Here is a 24,943-nt window from a genome sequence, read left to right on the forward strand (position 1 = left end):
CTCACCCGGCCAGCAGGGCCCGGACCAGGTCCTTCCACTGCGCGAGCATCGAGTCGTCCCGCGGGTCGCGCGGATCGAAGGTGTAGGTCATGGCCGCACCCCGCATGGAGGTCAGCAGCAGGTCCCGCACCTGCTTGAAGCGCGGGCGCGACGCCAGCTCGTCACCGAACATGCGGGCCATCGACGCCCGGATGGCCGCGCCGAGGCGCCGCTCCTCCGGCCGCAGCGCGTCGGCGATCTCGCCGTTCGCCCGGGCCGCCGTCCAGAGCTCGATCGAGGCCCAGAAGTGCGGCTCGGAGAAGCTCTCCCAGAGCAGCTCGATGACCCGGTCGGCCCGGTCGAAGGCGTCGGCGGGCGGGTTCTCCTCGACGACCCGCCGCACCCGTTCCTCGGTGTCGGCGACCCGTTTGACGGCGAGGTGCTGGGCCGCGGCGACGAGCAGCCGGTCCCGTGAGGGGAAGTGGTGCAGCAGCCGGCCGCGGGACACGTCGGCCGCGGACTGGATGGTCAGCGTCGTCGCGCCGGAGTAGCCGCCGTCGATCAGGCAGGCGACGGCGGCGTCGAGGATCCGGGCGCGGCTGTCCTCCGACCGCTGCGCCCGGGTCCTCGTACCGTGTGTCCGCTCGGTGGTCATGATCGGACTAGAGTCCCAGACCCCGGCCGATGACCTCCTTCATGATCTCGGTCGTGCCGCCGTAGATCCGGGTGATCCGGGCGTCGGCGTAGGCCGTGGAGATCGGGTACTCGCTCATGTAGCCGTAGCCGCCGTGCAGCTGCAGGCACTTGTCGACGACCCGGCCCTGCAGCTCGGTGCACCAGTACTTCGCCTTCGACGCGTCGACCGCGGTCAGCTCGCCCGCGTTGAGGGCGCGCACGCAGTCGTCGACGTAGTGCTCGGCGATGTCGATCTCGGTGTCCAGCTCGGCCAGCACGAACTTCGAGTTCTGGAACGAGCCGATCGGCGAGCCGAACGCCTTCCGTTCCTTCACGTACTCCAGCGTCCACCGCAGTGCCGCACGCGCGGCGCTGACACCGGCCAGTGCGATCGAGAGCCGCTCCTGCGGGAGCTTCTGCACCAGCTGGGCGAAGCCCTGGCCCTCGTCGGGCCCGAGCAGGTTCCCCACCGGGACCCGGACGTCGGTGAACGACAGCTCGGCGGTGTCCTGCGCGTGCTGGCCCAGCTTGTCCAGGTTCCGGCCGCGCTCGAACCCCTCCATCCCGCGCTCGAGCACCAGCAGGCTCATGCCCTTGTGCTTCTGCGACGGGTCGGTCTTCACCGCCACGACCACCAGGTCGGCGTTGATGCCGTTGGTGATGAACGTCTTCGCCCCGTTGACGACGTAGTGGTCGCCCTCCCGGACCGCGGTCGTCGTCATCGAGGCGAGGTCCGAGCCGGTTCCGGGCTCGGTCATCGCGATCGCCAGGATCGCGTTCCCGCTCACCGCGTCCGGCAGCCAGCGCTGCTTCTGCTCGTCGGAGCCGTAGGCGAGCAGGTACGGGATGACGATGTCGTTGTGCAGGGTCATCCCGAGGCCCAGGCCGCCGGCACCGGCGTCCATCAGCTCCTCGATGACGACGGCGTTGAACCGGAAGTCCGGGACCCCGCCGCCGCCGTAGGACTCGGGCACGTCCATGCCCAGGAAACCGTTCGCGCCGGCCGTCGTGAACAGCTCCCGGGGCACGATCCCGTCGGCGGTCCACCGCTCCCCGTGCGGAGCGACCTCCTTGTCGACGAAGGCTCGGAACGCGGACCGGAAGTCCTCGTGGTCGGACTCGTACAGTGTGCGCCGCATCGGACGTCTCCTCCTCGCGCCGGGCCCGCTACCGCGGCTGCATCCGGATCACGCCGTCGAGGCGGATCGTCTCGCCGTTGAGCATCGGGTTCTCGACGATGTGCGCGGCCAGCTTCGCGTACTCCGCGGGCTGCCCCAGCCGCGACGGGTGCGGCACCTGCTTGCCCAGCGACGCCTTCACGTCCTCGGGCAGCGACCCGAGCAGCGGGGTCTCGAACAGCCCCGGCGCGATCGTGCACACCCGGATCCCCAGGTCGGCCAGGTCACGCGCGATCGGCAGCGTCATCCCGACGATGCCACCCTTCGACGCCGAGTACGCCGCCTGCCCGATCTGACCCTCGAACGCCGCCACCGACGCCGTATTGATCACCACGCCGCGGTCCCCGTCGACCGGCTCGGCCGTCGCGATCCGCTCCGCAGCCAGCCGGATCACGTTGAACGTGCCGATCAGGTTCACGTTGATCACCTTCGTGAACCCGTCCAGCGGGAAGGCGCCCTTCCTGCCGAAGGTCTTCTCCGCGTTGCCGATGCCCGCGCAGTTGACCGTGACCCGGACGGTGCCGAGCTCCTCGGCCAGGTCCAGGGCGGCCCGCACCTGCGCCTCGTCGGTGACGTCGGTGGGTGCGAAGCGCACGTTCTCGCCCAGCTTGTCGGCGACGGCCTCGCCCTGCGACGACGGCAGGTCGATGATCACCACCTTCGCGCCCTGCTCGACGAACTTCTCGGTGGTGGCCAGGCCGAGGCCGGAGGCGCCGCCGGTGACGACGGCGACGGCGCCGGTGATGTCCATGAATCCAGTCCTTCCGGGGAGCTGTGGGATCGGTGCGCCGCCGGCACGCGTGCGGCGGCGACGCACCGGGATCAGAGGTGTGTGTCAGAGGAGTTCGAGGATGGTGGCGTTCGCCTGCCCGCCGCCCTCGCACATGGTCTGCAGGCCGTAACGGATGCCGTTGTCCCGCATGTGGTGCACCAGCGTCGTCATGATCCGCGCACCCGAACCACCCAGCGGGTGCCCCAGCGCGATCGCCCCACCGTTCGGGTTCAACCGCTGCGCCACACCCGCGTCGTCCCCACCGATGTCGGCCAGCCACGCCAGCGGCACCGGCGCGAACGCCTCGTTCACCTCGAACGCCCCGATGTCCGACAGACCCAGCCCCGACTTCGCCAGCGCCTTCTCCGTCGCCGGGATCGGCGCCGTCAACATGATCACCGGATCCGCACCCGCCAGCACCGCGGTGTGCACCCGCGCCACCGGACGCAACCCCAGCTCCGCAGCCTTCTCCGAGGTCGTCATCAGCAACGCCGCCGACCCGTCGGAGATCTGCGACGAGTTCCCCGCATGGATCACCCCACCCTGGTCGGCCTCCTCGAACACCGTCTTCAGCTGCGCGAGACCCTCGAGCGTCCCGCCCCGCCGCACACCCTCGTCGGCGGCGACCCCGGCCAGCGGCGCGATCTGGCCGTCGAACCGGCCCGCGTCCTGCGCCTCGGCGGCACGCGCGTGCGACTGCAGCGCGAACTCGTCGAGCTGCTGCCGCGAGAAGCCCCACTTCTCGGCGATCATCTCCGCGCCCACACCCTGGTTCGGGGCGGTGCCGTACCGCGCCGCGAAGTCCGCACCGAGCGGGTCCTCGCCCTGGCTCGACGAGAACATCGGCACCCGGGTCATCGACTCCACACCACCGGCGACGACCACGTCGTACTGCCCGGCGATCAGGCCCGCCGCCGCGAAGTGCACCGACTGCTGGCTCGACCCGCACTGCCGGTCGACCGTCACACCCGTCACCGACTCCGGGAACCCCGCCGCCAGCGCCGCGTTGCGGGCGATGTCCAGGGTCTGCTCACCGGACTGCGACACGCAGCCCCAGATCACGTCCTCGATCTCAGCCGGGTCGACACCCGACCGCTCCGCCACGCTCCGCAGCACGTGGGCCGACAGATCGGTCGGGTGCACCCCGGCCAGACCGCCCTTGCGCTTGCCGACCGGGCTGCGCACCGCTTCGACGATGACTGCGTCCCGCACGTCCCACGCTCCTTCGCGACGGGTTCCGGCGCCACCGGGCGCCGTTCTCGACGGCGACGGTAGCAGGAAACAGTCAGGACTGACTGCCTGGCGGTCGTGCGAGCCGCGTCACGCCCGGATCCGGTCCGCCAGCCGGCCCAGTCCGAGCACGGCCCAGCCGAGCAGGAGGAACCCGGCGGCGAGCCGGACGATGTTCCAGGCCAGCCCACCCGCACCGACGGCGTCGGGATCCAGGAAGTAGTACGGCGCCCGCCGGCCCGCCCCGTTCAGCACGAGGACGGCGAGCGCGAGGTACGCGGCGGGGAACAGGAGCCAGACCAGCGGGCGCCACCACGGAACCGGCGGCCCGGCCCGCCGGACCAGCGTCCAGTCCACCAGGGCGAGGAGCGGGACGACGACGTGCAGCAGCACGTTGGCCGGCGTCCAGCCCATGCTGCGGCCGGTGAGGAACAGCAGCCAGACGACGCCCGCGACCAGCAGGTACACCACGACCGCGGCCCGCAGTCCGGTGGCACGCCGTGCCCGGGGCGCGACCAGCATCCAGGCGTAGAACGCCGCCGCGAGGACGTTGACCTGGTAGGTGAAGGTCGTCAGCCGCCACGTCACGCCGCTGCGCGAGGTCAGCTCGACCAGTACGAGCGCGGCGAGCACGCAGAGCACGATCGCGGCGCGCACCGGCACGACGAGTGCGTCACGACGGCCGGGGGCGGGTTCCGGGGTCACCCCCGCTCAACTCCACGGGACGGGCCGCCGTTCCCGGCTCCCGGTGCGGGCGAGCGCCCCGCGGGCCGGGCGGCACGATCCGCGGGGTGATCCACGCTATCCGGTGCCGCCCGCCGCTCGCACCTGATCGTTCCGTCGTGCAACGTGAATGGTGAGCATCCCTCACGAGGAGGAGGTCCGATGTCCACCACCGAGCACGGCAACGTCCCCGCCGGGGGCAACACGGTCGCCGGCGGCTGGGGCGTGACCCGCAGCGTCGGGCTCACCGCGCTCGCCGTCGCCGCGGCCCGCGCCGCGGAGGCCGAGCGTCCCGACGCACTGGCCACCGACCGGTTCGCCCCGGGATTCGTGCGGGCCGCCGAGCCCGCGGCGCCCCTGACGTCCGCGGGCGGGCCCGCCTGGGACGCGCTCGTCGACATGATGGCGATCCGCACCCGGGTGCTCGACGACCTGATGCTCGCCGCCGCCGGCGCCGGGATCCGCCAGGTCGTCGTCCCGGCGGCGGGGCTGGACGCCCGGGCGTACCGGCTGCCCTGGCCGTCGGGCGTCACCGTGCACGAGATCGACCAGGCGGAGGTGCTGTCGTTCAAGCAGCACGTCCTCGACGCGGCCGGGGCCGTGCCGCACGGCCGGTACCGCCCGGTCGCGTGCGACCTGCGGGACGACTGGCCCACCGCGCTGCGCGACTCCGGGTTCGACCCGGCGGCACCGACGGCGTGGCTGGTGGAGGGCCTGCTGCCCTACCTGCCGCCGGACGCCGAGGCGGACCTGTTCGCCCGCATCACCGAGCTGTCGGCGCCGGGCAGCCGGATCGCCGTCGAGACCCTCGACCAGGCCGCCGCCGACGGGTGGATGCACTCGCCGGCGGTGCGCGAGCTCGGGTCCGCGACCGGGTGCGACCTGGCCGAGCTCTGGGACACCCGCCGGCGACCGGCCGCGGTCGACGTCCTGCGCGGGCACGGCTGGCGGGCCCGCGGCCGCGGGATCGGCGACCTCGGCGCCGAGCTGGGCCGGGTGCCGTCCGGACCGGCCGCGGGCATGGTCACCCACGCCGCGATCGTCGACGCGGAGCGCTGAGGCGGCTCAGGCCCCGGCGCTCCCGGCGCGGGCGGGGGCGACGGTCCGGTCGTCGTCCCCGGTCGCCTGCTGCCCGTCGCCGGCCGCCGGGGTCCCGTCCCGGGACTCCGACGCCTCGTCACCGGCGTCCGGGACCCCGCCATCGGCGTCGGCCGCCGCGTCGTCCCGGCCGAGGATGCCCTCCTGGGCCGCGACGACCGTCGGGACGGTGATCTGACCGGCCACGTTGGTCGCCGTCCGCATCATGTCGAGGATCGGGTCGATGCCGATGACGACCGCGATCCCGGCGGCGATGACCTCGGGCGGGAGGCCGACGGCGGCGAGCGTCAGGGTCAGCATCGTGAACCAGCCGGTCGTCCCGGCGGTGGCCAGCGCACCGAACACCGCGACGGCCACGATCACCAGGTACTGCCACACGGCCAGCTCGATCCCGGAGATGTGCGCGATGAAGATCGTCGCGAGGGCCGGGTAGACGGCGGCGCACCCGTCCATCTTGGTCGTCGTGGCGAGCGGCACGGCGAAGCCGGCGTAGTTCCGGTCGACGCCCAGGTCGATCGCGGCCTGCCGGGACTGGGGCAGCGACGCGCCCGAGGAGCGCGACACGAACGCGAACTGCAGCACCGGCCAGGTCACCGAGAAGAAGCGGCGCGGGCCGATGCCGGCGACGACGCGCAGCAGCAGCGGGTACACCCCGAACAGGACGATCGCGCAGCCCAGGTAGACCGTGACGATCAGGCCGAGCAGCGAGCCGACGAAGCCGCTGCCGTAGGTGGCGAACGCGTTGCCGATCAGGCCGAGCACGCCGACCGGCGCGAGCACGATGATCCATCCGATGATCGTCAGGACGATCTCGAACGCCGACCGGGAGAACGCGACGAACGGCTCGGCCTTCTCACCCAGCGCGTAGGCCGCTGCGCCGACCAGCAGCGCGGCGAGGACCACCTGCAGGACGTTGTCCTCGGCGAACGCGGCGACCGGGTTCGCCGGGATGATCCCCGTGAGCAGGGCCTGCCACGACCCGACCGTCTTCTCCCCGACCTCCTGGACGGCCTCGGGGTCCGCGGCGACCGAGATCCCCGCGCCCGGGCGGCCGACGATGCCGATGGCCAGCCCGATCAGGACGGCGATCAACGAGGTGCCGGCGAACCAGGCGACGGTGCGGCCGCCGAGCCGGGCGGCCGTCCGGCCGCCGCCGAGGTCGCGCAGGCTGACGATGCCGACGACGACCGCGAGGAAGACCAGTGGCACGACGGTGAACTGCAGCAGCCCGGTGAACAGGCTGCCGACGGTGTCCAGTGTGGAGGCCAGCCAGTCGGCCCCGGTGAGCCGGGCGGTCAGCCCGAGCAGGGCGCCGAGTACGAGACCGGCGAGGGTGAGGACGGCGAACACGCGGGGCCTGCGCCAGGCGCGGGCCGCACGGACGACGAGTGACACGATGGGGATCCTTCGGGGTGCGGTGGTGACGGTTGCCGGGGCCGGGTCACGCCGGACAGCCCGACACCACGCGCCGGCACAGGTCGATCACCCGCCTGCGCACCATCACCAGTCCACGTCCCCGCACGTGGTCCCACAACGCCCGGTGTGCCCGCTTCCTTCCCGGGCACGGTGTACCCCCCGTCACGCGCGTGACGGTCAGACGGGGACCGATCGGGTCCTGGCGTCGCGCGGCAGCGGTACCCGCGCCGGGTCCCGCGGCAACCGGCCGGGCCACACCAGACAGAGCACCGGTGGGGCACCGACCGCACGCAGGGCGGCGACCGCGAGCTCCACGTCGGACGCCCGCGTCCCGGCGGTCTGCACCGCGAGCACCGTCGGCCCGGCGTCGCGCAGCGCACGCAGGTCCTCCTGGCGGAGCCGCGGGGACCGCAGCGCCCGGACGACCGGCACCCCCGCCCCGGGATCACCGGCCGGCGCCCCCGGCGTGAGATCGGCGTACACCCGCCGGTCCCCCACCAGCGTCGCGGCCTTCACCAGCTCGCCGGCGATGTCGCAGGCCGGCTCCGCGGTGAGCTGCACGACGGTGACCTGTGGGAACCCGCTCAGCCACCGGCGGTAGGCGTCGGCCAGCACCGGCACCGCCCCGGGTGCCCGGCCCGGCGCGAGCACCGGCGGGTCGATCCGGTCGTGCAGTGCCGCGGCCGGGTCCGCCTCCGGCAGCAGACGCCTGCCCCGCCGGACCGCGGGGACGCCCACGCCGACCAGGACCGGCACGGCCAGCCCGCCGAGCAGCACGGCCCCGGTGACCCACCAGCCGAGCGGGACCGCGGGCCCGGCGACCGCGGCCGCCCCTGGGACGACGACGGTCGCCTGCCCCGTGCGGTCCGCCAGCACCCGGCCGAGCTGGTCCGCGACGGGATCGGGCGCGGTGCCGCCGCTGTCGGACGCCGCCGCCGCGGCGCGCCGGTCGAGCTCGGCGCGGACCGGGCCGGTGCCCGCCGCGTCGACGGCCGCGTCGACGGCGGCGACCTGCTCCGTCAGTGCGGTGACGGCCCCGTCGACGGCGGCGGTGGCGGCCGCCGCGTCGGGACCGGTGGCGCGGACCTCGATCGTCCCGGGCGCCGGCGAGGTGACCTCCGGCACGGCCCCCGCCGGCTCGGCGACGCGGTCGGTGAACGCGGTCGTCGCCGCGGCGCCGAGCGCGCGGGCGGTGGCCGCGGCAGGATCGGCCGACCCCACCGTCGCGACCTGGAGCGTCGCCGTCGCCACGGTGGGGGGCGGGACGAGCACGGCCAGCACGGCGGCGGTGCCCGCGGCGAGCACTCCGAGCAGGACGACCCGTCCACGCCGGCGGGCCAGGACGGCTCCGGCCTCACGCAGCGGGCCGTTCCCGCGCCCCACCGGGACGCGGACCCCCGGACCGGCCGCGACCCGGCCGGGCGCGACGGCGAGGAGTGGGGCGGAACCGTTCACCGCGCCGTTCGCGACCCCGTCGACGGCGCGGTCCCCGGGGCCGCTCCCCGGGTCCTTCATCAGCGCGTTCCGCGGAACGTTCGCGGTGCCGTTCGCGGTGCCGTTCGCGGTGCCCTTCGCGGTGCCGTTCGCGGTGCCGTTCGCCGTGGCATTCCGCGGAACGCTCCCCGGGGTCGCGGCGACGTCCGCGGGGGCCTGCACGCCGTGCAGACCTGGGCCGTCCGGTACCGAGCCGTCCGGACCGGCACTGTCCGGTGGTCTCGGGACCTGCATCGGGGACCGCAGCCCACGACGCGGAACCGGCGGACGGGGGAGTTCACCGGGCTCCGGGCCCGGGGGCCCGGCCTGCGCCGGCACCGCGGGCGCTCGACCCGTCCCCCCGTCCGCCGGACCGGTGGCCCCCCGCGGGACCGGGGACGGTCGGCGGGACGGGGACGGTCGCGGGACGGGGCCGGGCCGCGGAACGGCTCCGGACCCGGCCACCGCACCGGGCCGCGGCAGGCTCCCCGCGCCCGCGACCGGCGCGTCGGACCGGTCGGGCCCGGCTCCGGCAGCACCGGCCGACGGGTCCGGCGACCGCTCCGGCGACGGACGCTGCGCGGGGTCCCGGGGAGGATCCGGCGTCGCCCCGGGCGTCGGTCCCACCGGCACCCCGGGCGCACGCACGGTGCGTGCCATCAGAATGTCCCCATCGGCATCGCCCCGTCGAGCGCGCCCGGCCCGGCACCGGTGCCCGCCCAGGCCGGCTGCGGCTGCGCGCTCCCGGCACCGGCGGAGATCCGCTCACCGAAGTGTTCCCGCAGCCAGGACGTCCGGTAGACGGTGTCGAGGTAGCGCTCCCCCAGGTCAGGGGCCAGCGCGACGGCGGTCACGCTCTCGTCACCGTGCCGCGACAGCCAGGCCAGCGCCCCGGCCACGACGGTCCCGGTCGACCCGCCGAACAGGAACCCGCGCCGCGCCAGCCGGTGGCAGATCTCCAGGGTGTCCGGTTCCGCCACGTGGACCACGTCGTCCACGTAGGCCTCGTCGAGCAGCGGGGGCCGGACGCTCGTACCGAGGCCGGGGATCATCCGCGGCGCGGGCCGGTCCCCGAAGGTGATCGACCCGACGGCGTCGACCGCGACCACCCGCACGCGGCCGGGCCGGGAACGGAAGTACCGGGCGCAGCCCATAAGCGTCCCCGTCGTGCCGGCGCCGACGAACAGCACGTCGATCCCGGGGAACGCCGACTCGATCTGGGGGCCGGTGCTGGTGAGGTGCGAGCCCCAGTTCTCCGGGTTCGCGTACTGGTCCAGCCAGACGTACCGGTCGTCGGACTCCACCATGGACCGGACGAGCGAGAGCCTCGTGGCGAGGTAGCCACCGGCGGCATCCGGGAGGTCGACCACACGGACCTCGGCACCCAGCGCCTCCATGATCCGGTGGGTCGCCGGGTTGCACCGCGGGTCGGTGACGCACACGAAGCGGTAGCCGCGGCTGGCCGCGATCATGGCGAGGGCGACGCCGAGGTTCCCCGACGACGACTCGACCAGCACCGACCACGGGGTCAGCCGCCCCGAGCGCTCGGCCGCGGTCACCATGCCGAGCGCGGCCTTGAGCTTGACCGAGCCCGCGAAGTTGAATCCCTCGCACTTCAGGTAGAGGGAGCGGCCCAGCGATCCGGCCAGGTCGACGTACAGGTCGTCGGTGTTGAACTGTTCGGGGGCGGAGATGACGGTCATCGTCGACCTCTCTCAGGGGGTGTGCCGCTCGGCGGTGCCGGCTCGGGTCGTGGGCGACGTCGCGGCCACGACACGCGTCACCGGTCGTCCCGGGCGGGGACGGTGACGCCGTCGGCCATCGCGACCACGACGTCCCGCACGCCGGTGTAGGGATCGCGGCCGTGCGCGACCCGCAGGTTGTCGACGACGAGCAGGTCGCCGTCCTGCCAGGGCTCGCACACCGTGTGCCGCTCGTGGGCGTCGTTGATCACGTCGACGACGTCGGGCGGGACGGGTGAGCCGTCGCCGAACCGGGTCGTGAACGGCAGCCCGTCCGGACCGTGCAGCTCGACGAGGAACTCGCGCACCTCCGGGTCCATGGCGTACTCCGACAGGAACGCGATCTGGTTGAAGAAGACGCGCTCCCCGGTGGCCGGGTGGACCAGCACGCCGTGCCGGCGCTGCCGGGTGCGTAGACCGCCGCCCGTCGTCCACTCGGTCGCGATCGCGTTCGCCCGGCAGTAGCGCTCGACCTCGTCCCGGTCGGTGGTGCCGAACGCCTGCGTCCAGGACGCCCCGATCTGGTCGCCGTAGTTGCGGACGAGCAGCCAGCCGTCGCGCTGGATCCGGTCGACCAGCGCGCCCGGCAGCTCGTCGACGACCCGTGCGGTGTCGACCAGCGGGGTCGCGCCACCCGACGCCGGTGCCCGCAGGCAGGCGAACATCAGCGTGGCCGGCGTCTCGAGCACGTAGGACAGCTCGTGGTGCGGGCACATGGGCTGCCGCGCGGGCCACGGCGTGGACGAGTGGACACCGTCGGCGAGCAGGGTGCGCGCGGCGACCGCCTCGCGCTCGGTGTAGGCGGCGCCGCCGAGCCGGGCGGCGACGCCGGCGACGTCGGCGACCGTCCGCAGGCCGAGGCCCCGGACCACGACGGCGCCGTGTTCGTCGACGAGGTCGCCCAGGGCGTCGCCGTTCCGTTCGCACCAGTCGCTCGCGTCGCCCGCGGAGCCGGAGGCCAGGACGGGCGGGTGTCCGGGGTGCAGTCGCACCCCCAGCAGTGATCCGGTCATCGTTCTCCCCCCATGTGGTGGTGGTTCGGTCCTGCGGGGAGCGGTGCGGGTCCGGGAGCAGGTGCGTGGCGGGTGGGACGGACGGCGCGGGCCGGGTTGCCCTCCCAGACGTCCCCGGCCGGCACCTCCTCGCCCTTCATGAGGAAGGCGTCGCAGCCGATCCGGGCGCCGTCGCCGACGACGGAGCCGTAGTGCAGGAAGGCTCCGACGTCGAGGCAGGCGCCGTTGCCGACGGTGATGCGCTCCGACTTGAAGGTGCCGTCCTCCTGGGAGTGGCACTGGATGACGGATCCGGCGTTGAGCACCGCCTCGTCGCCGATCGTGACCAGGGTCCGCTCCGTCAGGGCGCACCCGTCGTCGAACACCCGCCGGCCGATGCGGACGCCGAGGGCGCGGGACACGACGTTCTTGAACGGGGTACCGGCGAGCATCCGGTCCCAGCCCTGGACCACGAGCTTCCAGTAGCGCTCGTGCCACCAGAAGTACGGGTCGTAGACCGAGCAGAAACGGGGATGCAGCGGGTGGAACACGGTCGCCAGCCGCTCGACCGCGACGGTGTAGACTATCGTGAACAGCAGCGAGACGACCATCAGGATGCCGACCGCGACCGGCCCGAGCGGCACGAGGACGTCGGCGAGCAGCAACGTCAGCAAGGTGATCCCGAACAGGCCGCCCCAGCGGAGCAGCAGGGCGACGCCGATGGTGCGCCGGTTGTAGCGGTTCTTGCGGCGCAGCCGCTCGTGCAGGTCGAGCCCGCTCTCCAGGTGACCGAACGCGGAGTCCCGGCGCACCGTGCGCGGGATCTCGAAGGGCGGTGAGCCGAGCAGGCCGACGCCGCTGCGGACCGGCCCGTCCGTCGGGACGAGGGTCTTGGTCGCGATGAGGCAGTCGTCGCCCACCCGGGCGCCGGCCGGATAGACGATCCTGTTGCCGAGGAAGCTGTTCGCGCCCAGCCGGGTGCGCGAGACCACGAATGCGGTCGACGAATAGTCCGCATTGACGATGGACAGGCCGTCGGCGACCATCGTCCCGGTCCCGATCGAACTCGCGAACGGGGTCTCGTGCTTGACCGCCGTTCCGAAATTGGTTCCCGTCTGGGGTCGCAGCCGGAGGTCGTGACCGATCAGCCGCAGATACCCGACGATGTAGGAACTGTCGCCCAGCAGGTACGTGAAGAACCTGATGTTGGTCGTCCGGATCACCATCCGGTGCAGGGTGTAGCGGAACCCGTAGAGCCGGTGGATCCGTCCCTCGACGGTGCCGGCCGTGAGCAGCCGGGCGAGCACCGTCGCGCTGACGAGGCCGGCGACGATGCCGACGAGCATCAGGACCCCCGACAGTGCGAGCACCTCCAGGTAGAACAGCAGCGTGTCGTGCGGGACCGTCGCCACCCCGAGGACCGTGTCGAACGTCGGGATGCGCAGCAGCGCCGCGTCGACGACCCCGGTGCTCAGCGGCAGCCAGACCAGTACCAGCGTCAGCAGCTGGCCGGCCGCGTAGGCGCCGCGGCGCAGCGACCCGCTCGGCGTCGTCGCCGGACCGCCCGGGTCGCCACCACCCTGCCGTCCCGGAGTGCCCCACCAGGTCTCGCCCGCCGGGATCCGCTGGCCGGTGTGGAGCGACGACGAGTGGGCGAGCCTGCCGCCGTCGCCGATCTCGCTGCCGATGTCGACGACGGCGGCCTCGCCGACGACCACGTCGGCACCGAGCACGACGCGGCCCGTCCGGATGATCCCCGGTTCGGCGCGGTAGCAGGTGAGCACCGAGTCCTTGCGGAGCACGGTGCCCGCACCGATGGTCAGCAGGTCGGGACAGGCCGGCACGAACCGGGACAGCATCACGACCCCCGGGCCGATCCGGGCACCCAGCAGCCGCAGGTAGAGCGGCAGCAGGGGCGAACCCGCGGCGACCAGGAGCAGCGGGTTGGTGCGGACCAGCGACCTGGCCAGCCAGAACCGGAAGTAGCCTGCGCTCCACAGCCGGATCTCCCGCTCGGTCCACCGGCCGACGAGCAGCCACTTGGCGACGATCGGCAGCACCGCGAACACCGCAAAGGCTAGCGAGACGGCGACCAGCGAGCGGAGGTAGAAGTCCACGAGCCCGGCCCCCTGCGCGATCCACAGGTAGGCCGTGCCGAGCACCGTCCCGTAGGCCACGGTGAAGAGCACGAAGGTCAGGAGCTGGGCGGCGCCGCACAGCACGTAGGCCACGGACGAGACGGGCGGCGCCGGATCGGGCCGCACCGCCGTCGTGGGCGGTTCGGGGCCGGCGCCCTCCCGGGCGAGCGCAGCGGCCAGACCGGCCGGGGTCGGGTGCGCGTAGACGTCGGTCGTCGACACGTCGGGCAGGTCGTCGCGGTGCCGCACCCGGGCGCAGAACCGGGTCATCGTCATCGAGTCCGCGCCGAGGTCGGTGAACACGTCCGCGTCCACCCGCACCTCCGCCTTCAGCAGGTCGGCGAGGATCGCCCGGTAGCCCTCCTGCACGACGCCCGCCGCGTCCGGCCCGCCTGCCCGCCCCGCCCCGGCCAGGGCCGTCGCGAGCCCCCGGGCCGTCGGGTGCGTGTAGACGTCGGTCATCGACACGTGCGGCATCCCCGGCCGTCCGCGGACCCGCGCACAGAAGCGGGCTTGCAGCATGGAGTCCGCTCCGGCGTCGGCGAAGAAATGATCGGTCGGCGCCACCGGGAAACCGGTCATTTCACCGATGAGGGCGCAGATCTCGTTCTCGACGTCCAGTTCCGGATCCGTCCCCGGACGGGAAACGATGATCCGTTCCGCGGCCTGCCGAATCGGCATCCCCGGTACCTCCCCCCGAGCGGAACCCGTCTCTGCCGGTCGAATTCGTCGCAGGTTTCCTCTGTGTTACCCCTCATCGCATTTACCCGACATCGACGACCATCGGAGACGGACGCCGGCCGGGCGCGAGGGTGGTGCCGGATGCCGCGACACCCTGTCGCGACACCCCGTCGCGCGATCCGTGCCCTACCGTTCGCCGCCGGCCACGCAGACGGTTCGGCTTCGCCCGTAATGTGATCTGGTTCACACTTGTTCATCCGACCGAGGTCGCCCCGTGCGGCGCGTGCGCGCGGGCCCCCGGCACCCGGGCACGGATCATGGGTCGACGCGACGGAAGGAGATCCCGTGCCCCGGCTACCACGCCGAACGGTGCTGCTCGGCGCGCTCGGCGGTGCGCTGTCCGGCGCACTCCCCGGTGTCGTGCCGCGCGCACCCGCGCTCCCCGACCCGTTCACCCTCGGCGTCGCGTCCGGCGACCCGGCGCCAGACGGGGTGGTCCTCTGGACCCGGCTCGCGCCCCGGCCCGACGCCGAGGACGGCCGCGGCGGGATGCCGGACCGGGCGGTCGACGTCGAGTGGGAGCTGGCCGAGGACGAGGGCTTCACCCGGGTCGTCCGGCGCGGCACCGAGACCGCGACGGCGCAGGAGGCGCACACCGTCCACGCCGAGCCGGGCGGCCTCGCCCCGGGGCGGGAGTACTTCTACCGGTTCCGCACCGGGACGCACCTGTCCCCCGCCGCGCGCACCCGGACCGCGCCGGCGCCGGACGCGGCCGTGCCGGCCCTCACGGTCGCGACGGCGTCCTGCGCGAAGTTCGGGGCCGGGTACTTCACCGCCTACCGGGCGCTCGCCGCCGACGAGCCCGACCTCGTCCTGCACCTCGGCGACTACTTCTACGAGGCCGACGACGGCGACGTCCGCGACACCGGTGGCCCGGAACCGACCGACCTCGCCGGCTACCGGCGGACCCACGCCCACCAGAAGTCCGATCCCGACCTGCTGGCCGCGCACGCCGTCGCGCCCTGGGTCGTCGTGTGGGACGACCACGAGGTCGTCAACAACTGGGCGGGTGGCGACGGGAGCGTCTCCCCCGACCGCAGGGCCGCGGCGTTCCGCGCGTACTGGGAGCACATGCCGCTGCGCCGGGCGTCGGTGCCGCGCGGGCCGGACCTGCAGCTGTACCGCCGCATCGGGTGGGGCTCGCTCGCGACCTTCCACATGCTCGACACCCGGCAGTACCGGATGAAGGGCGGTTCCATCACCGGCGCGGAACAGGAGCGCTGGCTGCTCGACGGCTTCCGCGCCTCCACCGCGGGCTGGGACGTGCTGGGCCAGCAGGTCTTCTTCGCGCCCCGCTCCGGCGGCGGCAAGCGCCAGACGTGGGACGAGCACCCGGAGTCCCGGGGGCGCATCCAGCAGGGGTGGGTGGACGCCGGGGTGCGCAACGCCGTCGTCCTCACCGGGGACGAGCACGTGCACCACGCCAACGAGCTGCCCGCCGACCCCGACGAGCCGGACGGCCCCGTCGTCGGGACCGAGCTGGTCACCACCTCGGTGACCTCCGGTGGCGACGGCAGTGACGGCGGGGACGACGGGGACGGTGGCGGCGAGGACGACGGCGACGGCGGGGACGACCCGCACCTGCGTTTCCGAGCCGACCGGCGCGGCTACGTCCTCGCCCGGTTCGAGCCGCAGCAGCTGCGCGCCGACTTCCGGACCGTGGAGAGGGTGTCGGAGCGGGACGCCCCGGTCGGCACGGCGGCGTCGTTCGTGGTGCCGGACCGGGAACCCGGGCTGCACGCGCTGTGAGCCCGGGCCCCGGCGGCCCTCAGCCGGTGGCGACCTTCGGTACGGACACCGTGCCGGTGTCGAGGATGTCCAGCACCGCGGCGGCGATCCTCTCCCGGTGCGCCTCGGCGGACCCGAGCAGGGCCGCGTCGGCGACGGCCCGCTTGTAGTACAGGTGCGCCGGGTGCTCCCAGGTGAACCCGATCCCGCCGTGCAGCTGCACGGTGTCCGCGGCGACTCGGTAGCAGACCTCCGAGCAGGTGGCCTGGGCGATCGACACCGCGAGATCGGGGTCGTCCACACCGGACGCGACGGACCAGGCCGCGTGCAGTGCGGTGGTGCGGGCGTGCTCGACGCCGACGAGCATGTCCGCGCACCGGTGCTTCACCGCCTGGAAGGACCCGATCGGACGGCCGAACTGGAGCCGTTCCTTCGCGTAACCGACGGTGAGGTCGAGCAGCCGCTGCGCGATGCCGGTCTGTTCGGCGGCGAGCAGCGCCCCGGCGGTGCGGAACGCGTGCCGCAGGGCGCGGTCGGCGTCGTCGCCGGTGGCGAGCACCGTGGCCGGCGCCCCGTCGAGGTCGACCCGGGCGATCCGGCGGGTGAGGTCGAGCGAGCCGCGGGGCGTGACCGTCACCCCGGCGGTGCCCTGGTCGACGGCGGCCAGCACCGGGCCGTCGGGCCCGGCCGCGGCGACGAGCAGGACGTCGGCGGCAGCCGCGTCCGGCACGTGGTCGACGGCGCCGGTGAGCCGCCCGTCGTCGGCGGAGACGGCGGCCGCGGTCGCGGCGTCGTAGGGCACCGTCAGGGGCGCGACCAGGGCGGCGGTCCGGGTGCCCTCGGCCAGCTCGGGCAGCAGCGCGTCCCGTGCCGCCGACGCCGGCGCGGCGACCAGGGCCGGGACGGCCAGCCCGACGGTGCCCAGCAGCGGTCCGGTGACCAGCGCCGCGCCGAGCTCCTCGGCCGCGACCGCCTGGTCGACGCAGGTGCCGCCGGCCCCGCCGAGCTCCTCGGGGACGGCGAGGGCGAGTGCCCCCAGCTCCCCGCCGAGCCGGGCCCACAGGGCACGGTCGTAGCCCTCGCCGGTGTCGATCAGCGCGCGCAGCACCGTCTCGTCGTGTGCCCGCTCGGCGAACCGGCGCAGGCCGGCCCGCAGCTCCTGCTGCTCGTCGGTGACGTCGAACTCCTGCGGCTCAGCCACGGGGGACCTCCTTCCACGGGCGGTCGGAGTCCGACCGCGGCTCGCCGGGCAGGCCGAGGACCCGCTCGCCGAGGATGTTGCGCATGACCTCCGAGGTCCCGCCCTCGATGGTGTTCGCGCGCGAGCGCAGGAACCGCTGCTGCAGGGTGGAGCCGGGATCGGCGTGCACCCGGCCGCCGCCGTCCGCGCGGTGCATCGTCCAGTCGTCGTAGAGCAGGGCGTCCGGGCCGAGCAGGTCCATGCAGAACTCGTAGACCTCCTGGTTCAGCTCGGCCCCGACCAGCTTGGACACCGACCCCTCGGGGCCGGGCTGCCCCGCGGTGGCGGTGCGCCGGGCCCGGGCCAGCGTCAGCCGGTGCGCCTCGGCGCGGGTCCAGAGCCGGGCCAGCCGGTCGCGCAGCACCGGGGTGTGCCGGTCGGGGTGCTCGGCCCAGAGCCCGAGCGCCTCGGCGATCACGCCGCTGCCCCGCCTGCCGGTGACCCCGCCGATCGCGGTGCGCTCGTTCATCAGGGTCGTGATCGCGACCCGCCAGCCGGCGCCGACCTCGCCGAGCCGGTGCGCGTCCGGGACCCGGGCGTCGTGCAGGTAGACCTCGTTGAACTCGGCCTGCCCGGTCATCTGCCGCAGCGGGCGCACCTCCACGCCCGGCTGCTCCATGTCGATCACGAAGTAGGTCAGGCCGCGGTGCTTCGGGCGGTCCGGGTCGGTACGGGCGACGACCATCCCCCACCGCGCCACGTGCGCGAGCGTGGTCCACACCTTCTGCCCGTTGAGCACCCACTCGTCGCCGTCACGGACGGCGGAGGTCGCGAGCCCGGCGACGTCGGACCCGGCGCCCGGCTCGCTGAACAGCTGGCACCAGATCTCCTCGCAAGTGGCCATCGGCCGGAGCCACGCGGCGGCCTGCTCGCGGTCCGGTGTGTACTCGACGACGGTGGGCGCGCCCATTCCGTAGCCGATCGGGTTGACGGCGAACATCCGTGGGCCGCCCGCGTCGGTGACGATCCCGTCGACCACCGCCTGCAGCCCGCGGGACAGGCCGAGACCGCCGAGCCCCTCCGGGTGGTGCACCCAGGCCAGGCCGGCGTCGTAGAGGGCCCCGAACAGCTCCGCCCGGGGTGCGGTGCGCGGATCGTGCGCGGCGACGACGGCGCGGGTGGCGTCGGCGACCCGTTCGGTGTCGGTGTCGGTGTCGGTCGTGGGCGGGGAACTCATCGCACCTCCGAGGACTGGCTGGACGGCGTCGTTGCGGTCGCTCACGAATCTAGGTCATCGGCACCGGTCCCCAATTTCGACTAACGGGGCTAACGGCCGTTACTCCGCCTGCGACACCCCGGGCACCCGACCGGTGCACCCGCCTGGTCCGGCCGCGGTGACGACCGCCCGACCGCCCGACCCACCCTCGCCGCAGAGAGAGCCGGACATGACCCGACCGATGCCGCCGCAGCACCGTCCCCACCCGGGACCCGCCCTGTTCCACCACCCGTACCCCGCCGCCGGGCCGCGCCGCCGCGGCGTCCCGACCTGGGCCGTCCTGGTCGTCGCCGCCGCGCTGGCGCTGACCGTCGCCGGCGCCCTCTTCGTCTCCCTGGCCGGTCCGGCCTACGCACAGGTCGTGCGGGAGCCGGTGGGCACCGCGGGCGCCAACCCGTTCATGCCCGCCGTCGGTGCCGACGCCACCGGGGTGGTCGCCCCGGCCGGTTCCGGCGGGAGCGTCGCCGGTGACACCGCGGGCCTCTACGGCGGGACCCGCAGCGACGGCACCTGCGACGCCGCGTCGCTCACCGGGTACCTGCGGGACAACCCGGGCAAGGCCACCGCCTGGGCGGGGGCGCTCGGCCTGGGCGCCTCCCAGATCGACGGCTACGTCGCAGGCCTCACCCCGGTCGTGCTGCGGGCCGACACCCTGGTCACCAACCACGGCTACGTGAACGGCGTCGCGACCCCGTTCCCGTCGGTGCTGCAGGCCGGCACCGCCGTGTTCGTCGACCGGTGGGGCGTGCCGGTGGTGCGCTGCTCGTGCGGCAACCCGCTGTCGGCCGCACCGACGTTCTACGGCGCCGTCTACACCGGACCGACCTGGGTGTCGTTCTCGGAGACGAACGTGTCGGTCGTGCTGACCAGCAGCGTCGAGATCCGGAACTACACGCTGGTCGACCCGTGGCGGCACCGTCCGTTCTCGCGGCCCGCGACCTCGCACGGCGACCGTGACGGCGACGCCGCCGTCCCCGCCCCGGGTGGCTCCGGCTCCACCCCGCCCGCCGGGAACGGCACCTCTCCCGCCCCGAGCACCCCGGGCACCCCGGGCACCCCGGGCACCGACACCGGGACCGAGGCCGGCACGGACACCGGGACCGAGGCCGGTACCGGGGGCACCGCCCCGTTCGACCCGGCCGACGGCACCTACACCGTCCCGTGCGGGACCGTGACCCTCTCCGGCGGACGGGGCAGCGCGTCCGACGGCAGCCCGGCCGAGCTGGCCGCCGTCACCACCGGCGACGTCGACGGCGACGGCCGGGCCGAGACCGCCGTCCTCCTCGAGTGCGGTTCCGGCGACGCCACGCAGCAGTCGGTCCAGCTGCTCGACGACACCGGCTCCGTCCTCGCCGAGCTGCCCGTCCCGGCCCCGCCGGCCGGCAGCACCGGCACCCCGGAGTTCGACGCGTCGTCGTTCGCCCTGGGCACCGGGTCGCTGACGACCGGCGTCCGGGTCTTCGAGGCGACCGACACCGGGACCGGTGGCCCGACCGGCAGCCAGACCTGGACCTGGACGTGGTCGGGCGGCGGCTTCGTGCTCGACGGCTCCACGGTCCAGCCGGTCGAGACGGCCGTCGGCCTCACGGACGTTCCCGGCACCGTCGTCCCGGACGCGACGGGCGACCCGTCCGCGGAGTACCCGGTCACGGAGTCCTCGGACGCGGTCACCCCGGCCCCGTCGTCGGCCACCGGCACCGCCGGGAACTGACCGGGCCCACCGCGCACACCGGCCCGGGGATACTGGCCGGTGATGGCCTCCCCGCTGCCCGACCTGCCCGTCACCGCCGTCCTCGACGAGCTGGTCCGCACCCTCGACGACCGCGGGGCGGGTGTGCTGGTCGCGCCGCCCGGCACCGGCAAGACGACGCTGGTCCCGCTCGCGCTGGCCGGTCTGACCGGCTCCGGCCCGGCACCGCCGGGCCGGGTCGTGGTCGCCGAACCGCGCCGGGTGGCGGCCCGCGCCGCGGCCGCCCGCATGTCGTCGCTGCTCGGGACCGAGGTCGGCGGGCCGGTCGGCTACCGCGTCCGCGGCGACGCCCGGTCCGGGCCCGACACGAGGGTCGAGGTCGTGACCTCGGGGCTGCTACTGCGCCACCTCGCCGCCGACCCGGAGCTGGCGGGGGTGTCGGCGGTGGTGCTGGACGAGGTGCACGAGCGGCACCTCGACGCCGACCTCCTGCTCACCCTGCTGCTCGACGCCCGCGACGGGCTGCGCCCGGACCTGCGGCTGCTCGCCACCTCGGCCACCCTCGTCGCAGCCCGCCCCGCCGCACTGCTCGGCGACGGCGACCGGCCGGCCCCGGTGCTGGAGGTCGCGGCGCGCACGTTCGACGTCGACGTCACCCATGTCCCACCGGTCCGCGACGAGCGGACCGAGGCCACCGTCGTCCGTGCGGTGCGGCGGGCGCGCGTGCACGGGTCGGTGCTCGCGTTCCTGCCCGGGGTCGCCGAGATCGACCGGGTCGCCTCGGCACTGCGCGGGCTGGACGACCTCGACGCCGACGTCCTCCCGCTGCACGGGCGGCTGCCCGCGGCCGAGCAGGACGCGGCGCTGCGGGAGGGCCCGCGGGCCCGGGTCGTCCTGGCCACCGCCGTCGCCGAGTCGAGCCTGACCGTGCCGGGGGTGCGCGCCGTCGTCGACTCGGGTTTGGCGCGGGTGCCGCACACCGACCACCGGCGCGGGCTGTCCGGGCTGGTCACCCGGCGGGTGTCACGGGCGGTCGCGGTCCAGCGGGCGGGGCGCGCCGGGCGGGAGGCTCCCGGGCACGCCTACCGCTGCTGGCCCGAGGGCGAGGTGCTCGCCGACACCCCCGATCCGGAGATCCGGATCGCGGACCTCACCGCGCTCGCGCTGGACCTCGCCGTCTGGGGCACCCCGGACGGGGCCGGCCTGCGGTGGTGGGACGCGCCGCCGTCCGGCCCGCTCGCCGCCGGTCGGGACGTGCTGACCGCGCTCAGGGCTCTCGACGCCGCCGGGTCGGTCACCGCCCGGGGCCGCCGGATCGCGGCACAGGGCCTGCACCCGCGGCTGGCCCGCGCGCTGCTCGACGGTGCGGCCGCCGGGATCGACCCGCGCGAGGTGGCGGGCGTCGTCGCGGTGCTCGACGACGACACCCTGGCCGGCCGCGAGCCCGACCTCGTCACCGCGCTGTCCCGGTTGCGCTCCGGGGACGCGTCGGGTGCACGGCGCTGGCGCGGCGAGCGGGACCGGCTGGCCCGGTCCCTGCGCCGCACGGGGCGCAACGGCTCCGGTGACGGTGACGCGGGCACCGGCGGGAACCGCCGGCGGCCCGCTGCGGACCACGGGGACCCGGTCGCGCTGGTGACCGGGTTCGCCCATCCCGAGCGTCTCGCCCGCCGCCGGGAGGCCGGGTCCGGGGTGTACCTGATGGCCGGTGGCACCGCGGCCGAGGTGCCGTCCGGTCCGCTGCGCGACGCGGAGTGGCTCGCCGTCGCCGTCGCGGACCGGCGCCCGGGGCAGGTGCACGGTCGCGTCCGGCTGGCCGCGGCGACCGACCGCGAGACCGCCGAACGGGCCGGGACCGCGCTGCTCGTCGACGGGGCGGAGGTGGTGTGGGAGTCGGGCGACGTCCGGGCCAGGACGGTCCGTCGGCTCGGCGCGATCGTGCTGGAGGAGCGCCCGGACCCGCGGCCGGACGCCGGCGCGGTGCGCGCGGCGCTGGTCGCGGGCCTGCGCGCCGAGGGCACCGGACTGCTGCGCTGGGGGGCGGCCGCGCGGTCGCTGGCCGAACGGCTCGGCTTCCTGCACCGTACCCTGGGCGAGCCCTGGCCGGACGTCGCCGAGGACGCGCTGCTCGACTCCGCCGCCGATCCCGCCGGCTGGCTCGCGGGCCCGCTCGCGACCGCGCGGCGGCGCGCCGACCTGGCCAGGGTCGACGCCGGGCAGGCGTTGCGGGCGTACGCGGCCGGCCGGGTGGGTGCGCTCGCCGGACGCATCGACGAGCTCGCCCCGGAACGCCTCCTCGTGCCGTCCGGGTCCCGGATCGCGCTCGACTACTCGGGCGAGGCGCCCGCGCTGCCGGTGAAGGTGCAGGAGGTCTTCGGCTGGACCGGCTCCCCCGCCGTCGCGGGCGGACGGGTGCCGGTGGTGCTGCACCTGCTCTCCCCCGCCGGGCGCCCGGCGGCGGTGACGGCGGACCTGTCGTCGTTCTGGGCGACCGGGTACCCGCAGGTCAGGGCCGAGCTGCGCGGCCGCTACCCGAAGCACGCCTGGCCGGAGGACCCGCTCACGGCGCCGCCCGGCCGGCCGGCGTCGCTGAGGCCGGGTCAGGACACCAGGTCGGCGAACACGACGACGTTGTCGGTGTAGCTGTCGGCCGACCGGTCGAACACGCCGCCGCAGGTGATCAACCGGAGCGCGGCGTGGTCCAGGTCGCCGTAGACCTCCCCGGTCGGGAACGCGTCCTTGGGGTACTGCCCGGTGTGCCGGACGGCGAACGTCACCGTGCTCCCGTCGGCGCGGTCGACCCGGATCCGGTCCCCGGGCACCAGCGTGTGCAGCTCCGCGAACGCGCCCGGGAGTCCCTTCCAGTCGACGTGCGCGGCGAGCACGGCCGGTCCGCGCTCGCCGGGTGTGGGCCCGCCGGTGTACCAGCCGACCGTCCCGGCATCGGCCGGGACCTCCAGCGATCCGTCGCCGAGCAGGCCGAGCGGCACCGGCCCGGTGTCCAGGCCGAGCCGTTCGGCCCGCAGGCGCACCGGCGCCGACTCCGCCCGCGGCTCCGCGCCCGCCGGCAGCAGCCCGGCCGGTGGCCGGTCTCCCGCCGACGGCGGTGCGGCCGGACCGCCGACCTGCTCCGACGCCGCCGGTTCCGGCGCGCCGGCCGGGTCCGCGACGAGCATCGCGAGCCCAAGCAGCGTGGTCACGCCCGCGACGCGGACGGCCGACCGCCGGCGCCGCCCCCGGGCCGGGCGCATCGGCACCCGGGCCCGGCCCGCGGCGGCGCCGGGCACGGGCGGCCGCCGTGCGGCGGGCGGGTGGCCGGTGCTCACGCCGCCGCGCCGCGCGACGGTGTCCGCGGTCCTGCGGGGCGCGGTTCAGCCACGCCGGCTCGCGACCCGCCGCACCGCGACGGCCCCGATCCCGCCCGCGGCGACCGCACCGAACGCGAGCGGTAGCAGGTCCGCCGGGCCGCCACCGGCCTCCACCCCGCCGACCGGGGTGGCGGTGACCTGCGACGGCGTGTCGCCGGAGCCGGTCGAGGCGGCCGTGGCGGTGGCCGCCGAGCCGTAGTCGTGGGACTCGCAGGCGACGCCGTTGTCGTTCTGGTCCAGCTGCTCCGGGTCGCCGGGCTGCAGCGCGGCCTGGGCGTCGGCCTGGCTCGCGAAGTCGGCGCAGTCGCGGTCCTGGGCGAAGGCGGCACCGGCCATCGGCACGGTGGCGGCAACGGCGAGCAGTGCTGCGGCGGGGAGGGTGCGCAGGCGCATCGGGGGTCCTCTCGGGGAAGGGGGGAGCCTGTCCCCTACAGCGATCCGGACAAGTGACTCGTTACACCCGTTCGGGGACGGACCGTAACGGGCTTGATCGGACAGGATCGGGGGCCGGAAGCTGTCCGGGTGACCCCGGACCCGACCGACCTGCCCACCCCGGACGACGTGCACGCCGCCGCGGAGGTCCTCCGCGGGACCGCGCACCGCACCCCCGTGCTGACGTCGCGGCTGACCGACGCCGAGCTCGGCACGACGGTGCTGGTGAAGGCGGAGAACCTGCAGCGCACGGGGAGCTTCAAGTTCCGCGGCGCGTTCCACACGCTGTCCCGGCTCGGGCCGGACGAGCGGCGCGCGGGCGTCGTCGCGTACTCCTCGGGCAACCACGCCCAGGCGGTCGCACTGGCGGCGCAGCTGCTCGACGTCCCGGCGACGATCGTCATGCCCACCGACGCACCGGCGTCGAAGATGGCCGCGACCCGCGGCTACGGCGCCGAGATCGTCGCCTACGACCGCTACACCGAGGACCGCGCCGCGATCGCCGCCGACCTCGCCGGGCGGCAGGGGCTGACCCTGGTGCCGCCCTACGACCACCCGCACGTCATCGCCGGGCAGGGCACCGCGGTGCTGGAGCTGCTCGCGGACCACGGCCCGCTCGACGCGCTGTTCGTCTGCCTCGGCGGCGGCGGGCTGGTGTCCGGGTCGCTGCTCGCGGCGCAGGCGCTCTCGCCGGGCTGTGCGGTGTTCGGTGTCGAGCCCGAGGCCGGCGACGACGGCAGGCAGTCCCTGCGGGCGGGGCGGATCGTGACGATCGAGCAGCCCCGCACGATCGCCGACGGCGCCGCGACCCGGTTCCTCGGCGACCGCACCTTCCCGATCATCGCCAAGCACGTCGAGGACGTCGTGACCGTGCCGGACGCGGCGCTGGTCGAGACGATGGCGCTGTTCGCGTCGCGGTACAAGGTGCTGGTCGAGCCGACCGGGGCGCTGGCGCTCGCCGGGCTGCGGGCGGCCGTCGCCGCGGACCCGCAGCGGTTCGCGGGGGCCCGGGTGGGCGTCACGATCTCCGGGGGCAACGTGGACCTCGACCGGTTCGCCGCGCTGGTGGGCGGCGCGTGAACCGGGCGCCGGCCACCGCGTCGTGGCCGGCG

Annotated in this window: 19 protein-coding genes; 5 read left to right on the forward strand and 14 right to left on the reverse strand. The window is 75.1% G+C overall.

Going from position 1 to position 24,943, the window contains the following annotated elements; translation table 11 throughout:
- Position 1: 1 nt before the first annotated feature.
- From Ae150APs1_RS05315 to Ae150APs1_RS05335, 5 genes are all read right to left on the reverse strand, one after another.
- On the reverse strand, positions 2-634 hold the full coding sequence (locus Ae150APs1_RS05315) for a TetR/AcrR family transcriptional regulator (protein WP_060575612.1): 633 nt from the start codon (positions 632-634) through the stop codon (positions 2-4).
- A 7-nt stretch (positions 635-641) separates the two neighbouring features.
- On the reverse strand, positions 642-1,793 hold the full coding sequence (locus tag Ae150APs1_RS05320; protein ID WP_075296176.1) for an acyl-CoA dehydrogenase family protein: 1,152 nt from the start codon (positions 1,791-1,793) through the stop codon (positions 642-644).
- A 28-nt stretch (positions 1,794-1,821) separates the two neighbouring features.
- A complete protein-coding gene (locus tag Ae150APs1_RS05325; protein ID WP_075296178.1) occupies positions 1,822-2,583 on the reverse strand; it encodes a 3-hydroxyacyl-CoA dehydrogenase in 762 nt (253 codons plus the stop codon).
- Positions 2,584-2,667: 84 nt separating this feature from the next.
- Positions 2,668-3,816: an acetyl-CoA C-acyltransferase gene (locus tag Ae150APs1_RS05330; protein WP_075296180.1), complete on the reverse strand. Its 1,149-nt coding sequence runs from the start codon at positions 3,814-3,816 to the stop codon at positions 2,668-2,670.
- Between the two features lie 108 nt (positions 3,817-3,924).
- Entirely contained in the window at positions 3,925-4,539 is a 615-nt protein-coding gene (locus tag Ae150APs1_RS05335; RefSeq protein WP_075296182.1) for a Pr6Pr family membrane protein, read from the reverse strand.
- A 180-nt stretch (positions 4,540-4,719) separates the two neighbouring features.
- Between Ae150APs1_RS05335 and Ae150APs1_RS05340 the strand changes: the two genes are divergently transcribed.
- Entirely contained in the window at positions 4,720-5,616 is an 897-nt protein-coding gene (locus tag Ae150APs1_RS05340; RefSeq protein WP_075296183.1) for an SAM-dependent methyltransferase, read from the forward strand.
- Positions 5,617-5,622: 6 nt separating this feature from the next.
- On the opposite strand, the gene Ae150APs1_RS05345 is transcribed toward Ae150APs1_RS05340, so the two are convergent.
- The 5 genes from Ae150APs1_RS05345 to Ae150APs1_RS05365 form a co-directional block, all read right to left on the reverse strand.
- Positions 5,623-7,050 carry a dicarboxylate/amino acid:cation symporter gene (locus Ae150APs1_RS05345; protein WP_075296185.1) on the reverse strand — a complete coding sequence of 476 codons (1,428 nt, stop codon included), beginning with the start codon at positions 7,048-7,050 and terminating at the stop codon, positions 5,623-5,625.
- Between the two features lie 198 nt (positions 7,051-7,248).
- Positions 7,249-8,727, reverse strand: a complete 1,479-nt coding sequence (locus tag Ae150APs1_RS05350; RefSeq protein WP_075296187.1) for a hypothetical protein — start codon at positions 8,725-8,727, stop codon at positions 7,249-7,251.
- Between the two features lie 476 nt (positions 8,728-9,203).
- A complete protein-coding gene (sbnA, locus tag Ae150APs1_RS05355; protein WP_060575607.1) occupies positions 9,204-10,247 on the reverse strand; it encodes a 2,3-diaminopropionate biosynthesis protein SbnA in 1,044 nt (347 codons plus the stop codon).
- A 77-nt stretch (positions 10,248-10,324) separates the two neighbouring features.
- Entirely contained in the window at positions 10,325-11,299 is a 975-nt protein-coding gene (locus Ae150APs1_RS05360; protein ID WP_075296189.1) for a TauD/TfdA family dioxygenase, read from the reverse strand.
- Positions 11,296-14,097 (reverse strand): Pls/PosA family non-ribosomal peptide synthetase, encoded by a 2,802-nt coding sequence (locus Ae150APs1_RS05365; RefSeq protein ID WP_075296191.1) that lies wholly within the window; start codon positions 14,095-14,097, stop codon positions 11,296-11,298. Before Ae150APs1_RS05365 ends, Ae150APs1_RS05360 begins: the two co-directional genes overlap by 4 nt.
- 345 nt (positions 14,098-14,442) lie before the next feature.
- On the opposite strand from Ae150APs1_RS05365, the gene Ae150APs1_RS05370 reads away from it, so the two are divergent.
- Positions 14,443-15,906, forward strand: a complete 1,464-nt coding sequence (locus Ae150APs1_RS05370; protein ID WP_029239402.1) for an alkaline phosphatase D family protein — start codon at positions 14,443-14,445, stop codon at positions 15,904-15,906.
- A 19-nt stretch (positions 15,907-15,925) separates the two neighbouring features.
- On the opposite strand, the gene Ae150APs1_RS05375 is transcribed toward Ae150APs1_RS05370, so the two are convergent.
- A complete protein-coding gene (locus tag Ae150APs1_RS05375) occupies positions 15,926-17,086 on the reverse strand; it encodes an acyl-CoA dehydrogenase family protein (protein ID WP_075296193.1) in 1,161 nt (386 codons plus the stop codon).
- The gene (locus tag Ae150APs1_RS33315) at positions 17,079-18,302 is read right to left on the reverse strand and encodes an acyl-CoA dehydrogenase family protein (protein WP_075296195.1); all 1,224 of its coding nucleotides are present in this window, start codon (positions 18,300-18,302) and stop codon (positions 17,079-17,081) included. The genes Ae150APs1_RS05375 and Ae150APs1_RS33315 overlap by 8 nt, the downstream gene beginning before the upstream one ends.
- Before the next feature lie 208 nt (positions 18,303-18,510).
- On the opposite strand from Ae150APs1_RS33315, the gene Ae150APs1_RS05385 reads away from it, so the two are divergent.
- Entirely contained in the window at positions 18,511-20,052 is a 1,542-nt protein-coding gene (locus tag Ae150APs1_RS05385) for a DUF6777 domain-containing protein (RefSeq protein WP_075296197.1), read from the forward strand.
- 42 nt (positions 20,053-20,094) lie between these two features.
- A complete protein-coding gene (hrpB, locus tag Ae150APs1_RS05390; RefSeq protein ID WP_075296199.1) occupies positions 20,095-22,674 on the forward strand; it encodes an ATP-dependent helicase HrpB in 2,580 nt (859 codons plus the stop codon).
- Here the strand turns inward: hrpB and Ae150APs1_RS05395 are convergent.
- Together Ae150APs1_RS05395 and Ae150APs1_RS05400 are read right to left on the reverse strand one after the other, a co-directional pair.
- A complete protein-coding gene (locus Ae150APs1_RS05395; protein WP_249266219.1) occupies positions 22,632-23,231 on the reverse strand; it encodes a class F sortase in 600 nt (199 codons plus the stop codon). The genes hrpB and Ae150APs1_RS05395 overlap by 43 nt on opposite strands.
- 171 nt (positions 23,232-23,402) lie before the next feature.
- Entirely contained in the window at positions 23,403-23,792 is a 390-nt protein-coding gene (locus Ae150APs1_RS05400) for a hypothetical protein (protein ID WP_075296200.1), read from the reverse strand.
- Between the two features lie 129 nt (positions 23,793-23,921).
- On the opposite strand from Ae150APs1_RS05400, the gene Ae150APs1_RS05405 reads away from it, so the two are divergent.
- Positions 23,922-24,911 carry a threo-3-hydroxy-L-aspartate ammonia-lyase gene (locus tag Ae150APs1_RS05405; RefSeq protein WP_075296201.1) on the forward strand — a complete coding sequence of 330 codons (990 nt, stop codon included), beginning with the start codon at positions 23,922-23,924 and terminating at the stop codon, positions 24,909-24,911.
- Positions 24,912-24,943 lie beyond the last annotated feature (32 nt).

Origin of the sequence: Pseudonocardia sp. Ae150A_Ps1, assembly GCF_001932315.1 — a bacterium.
Lineage (GTDB): Bacteria > Actinomycetota > Actinomycetes > Mycobacteriales > Pseudonocardiaceae > Pseudonocardia.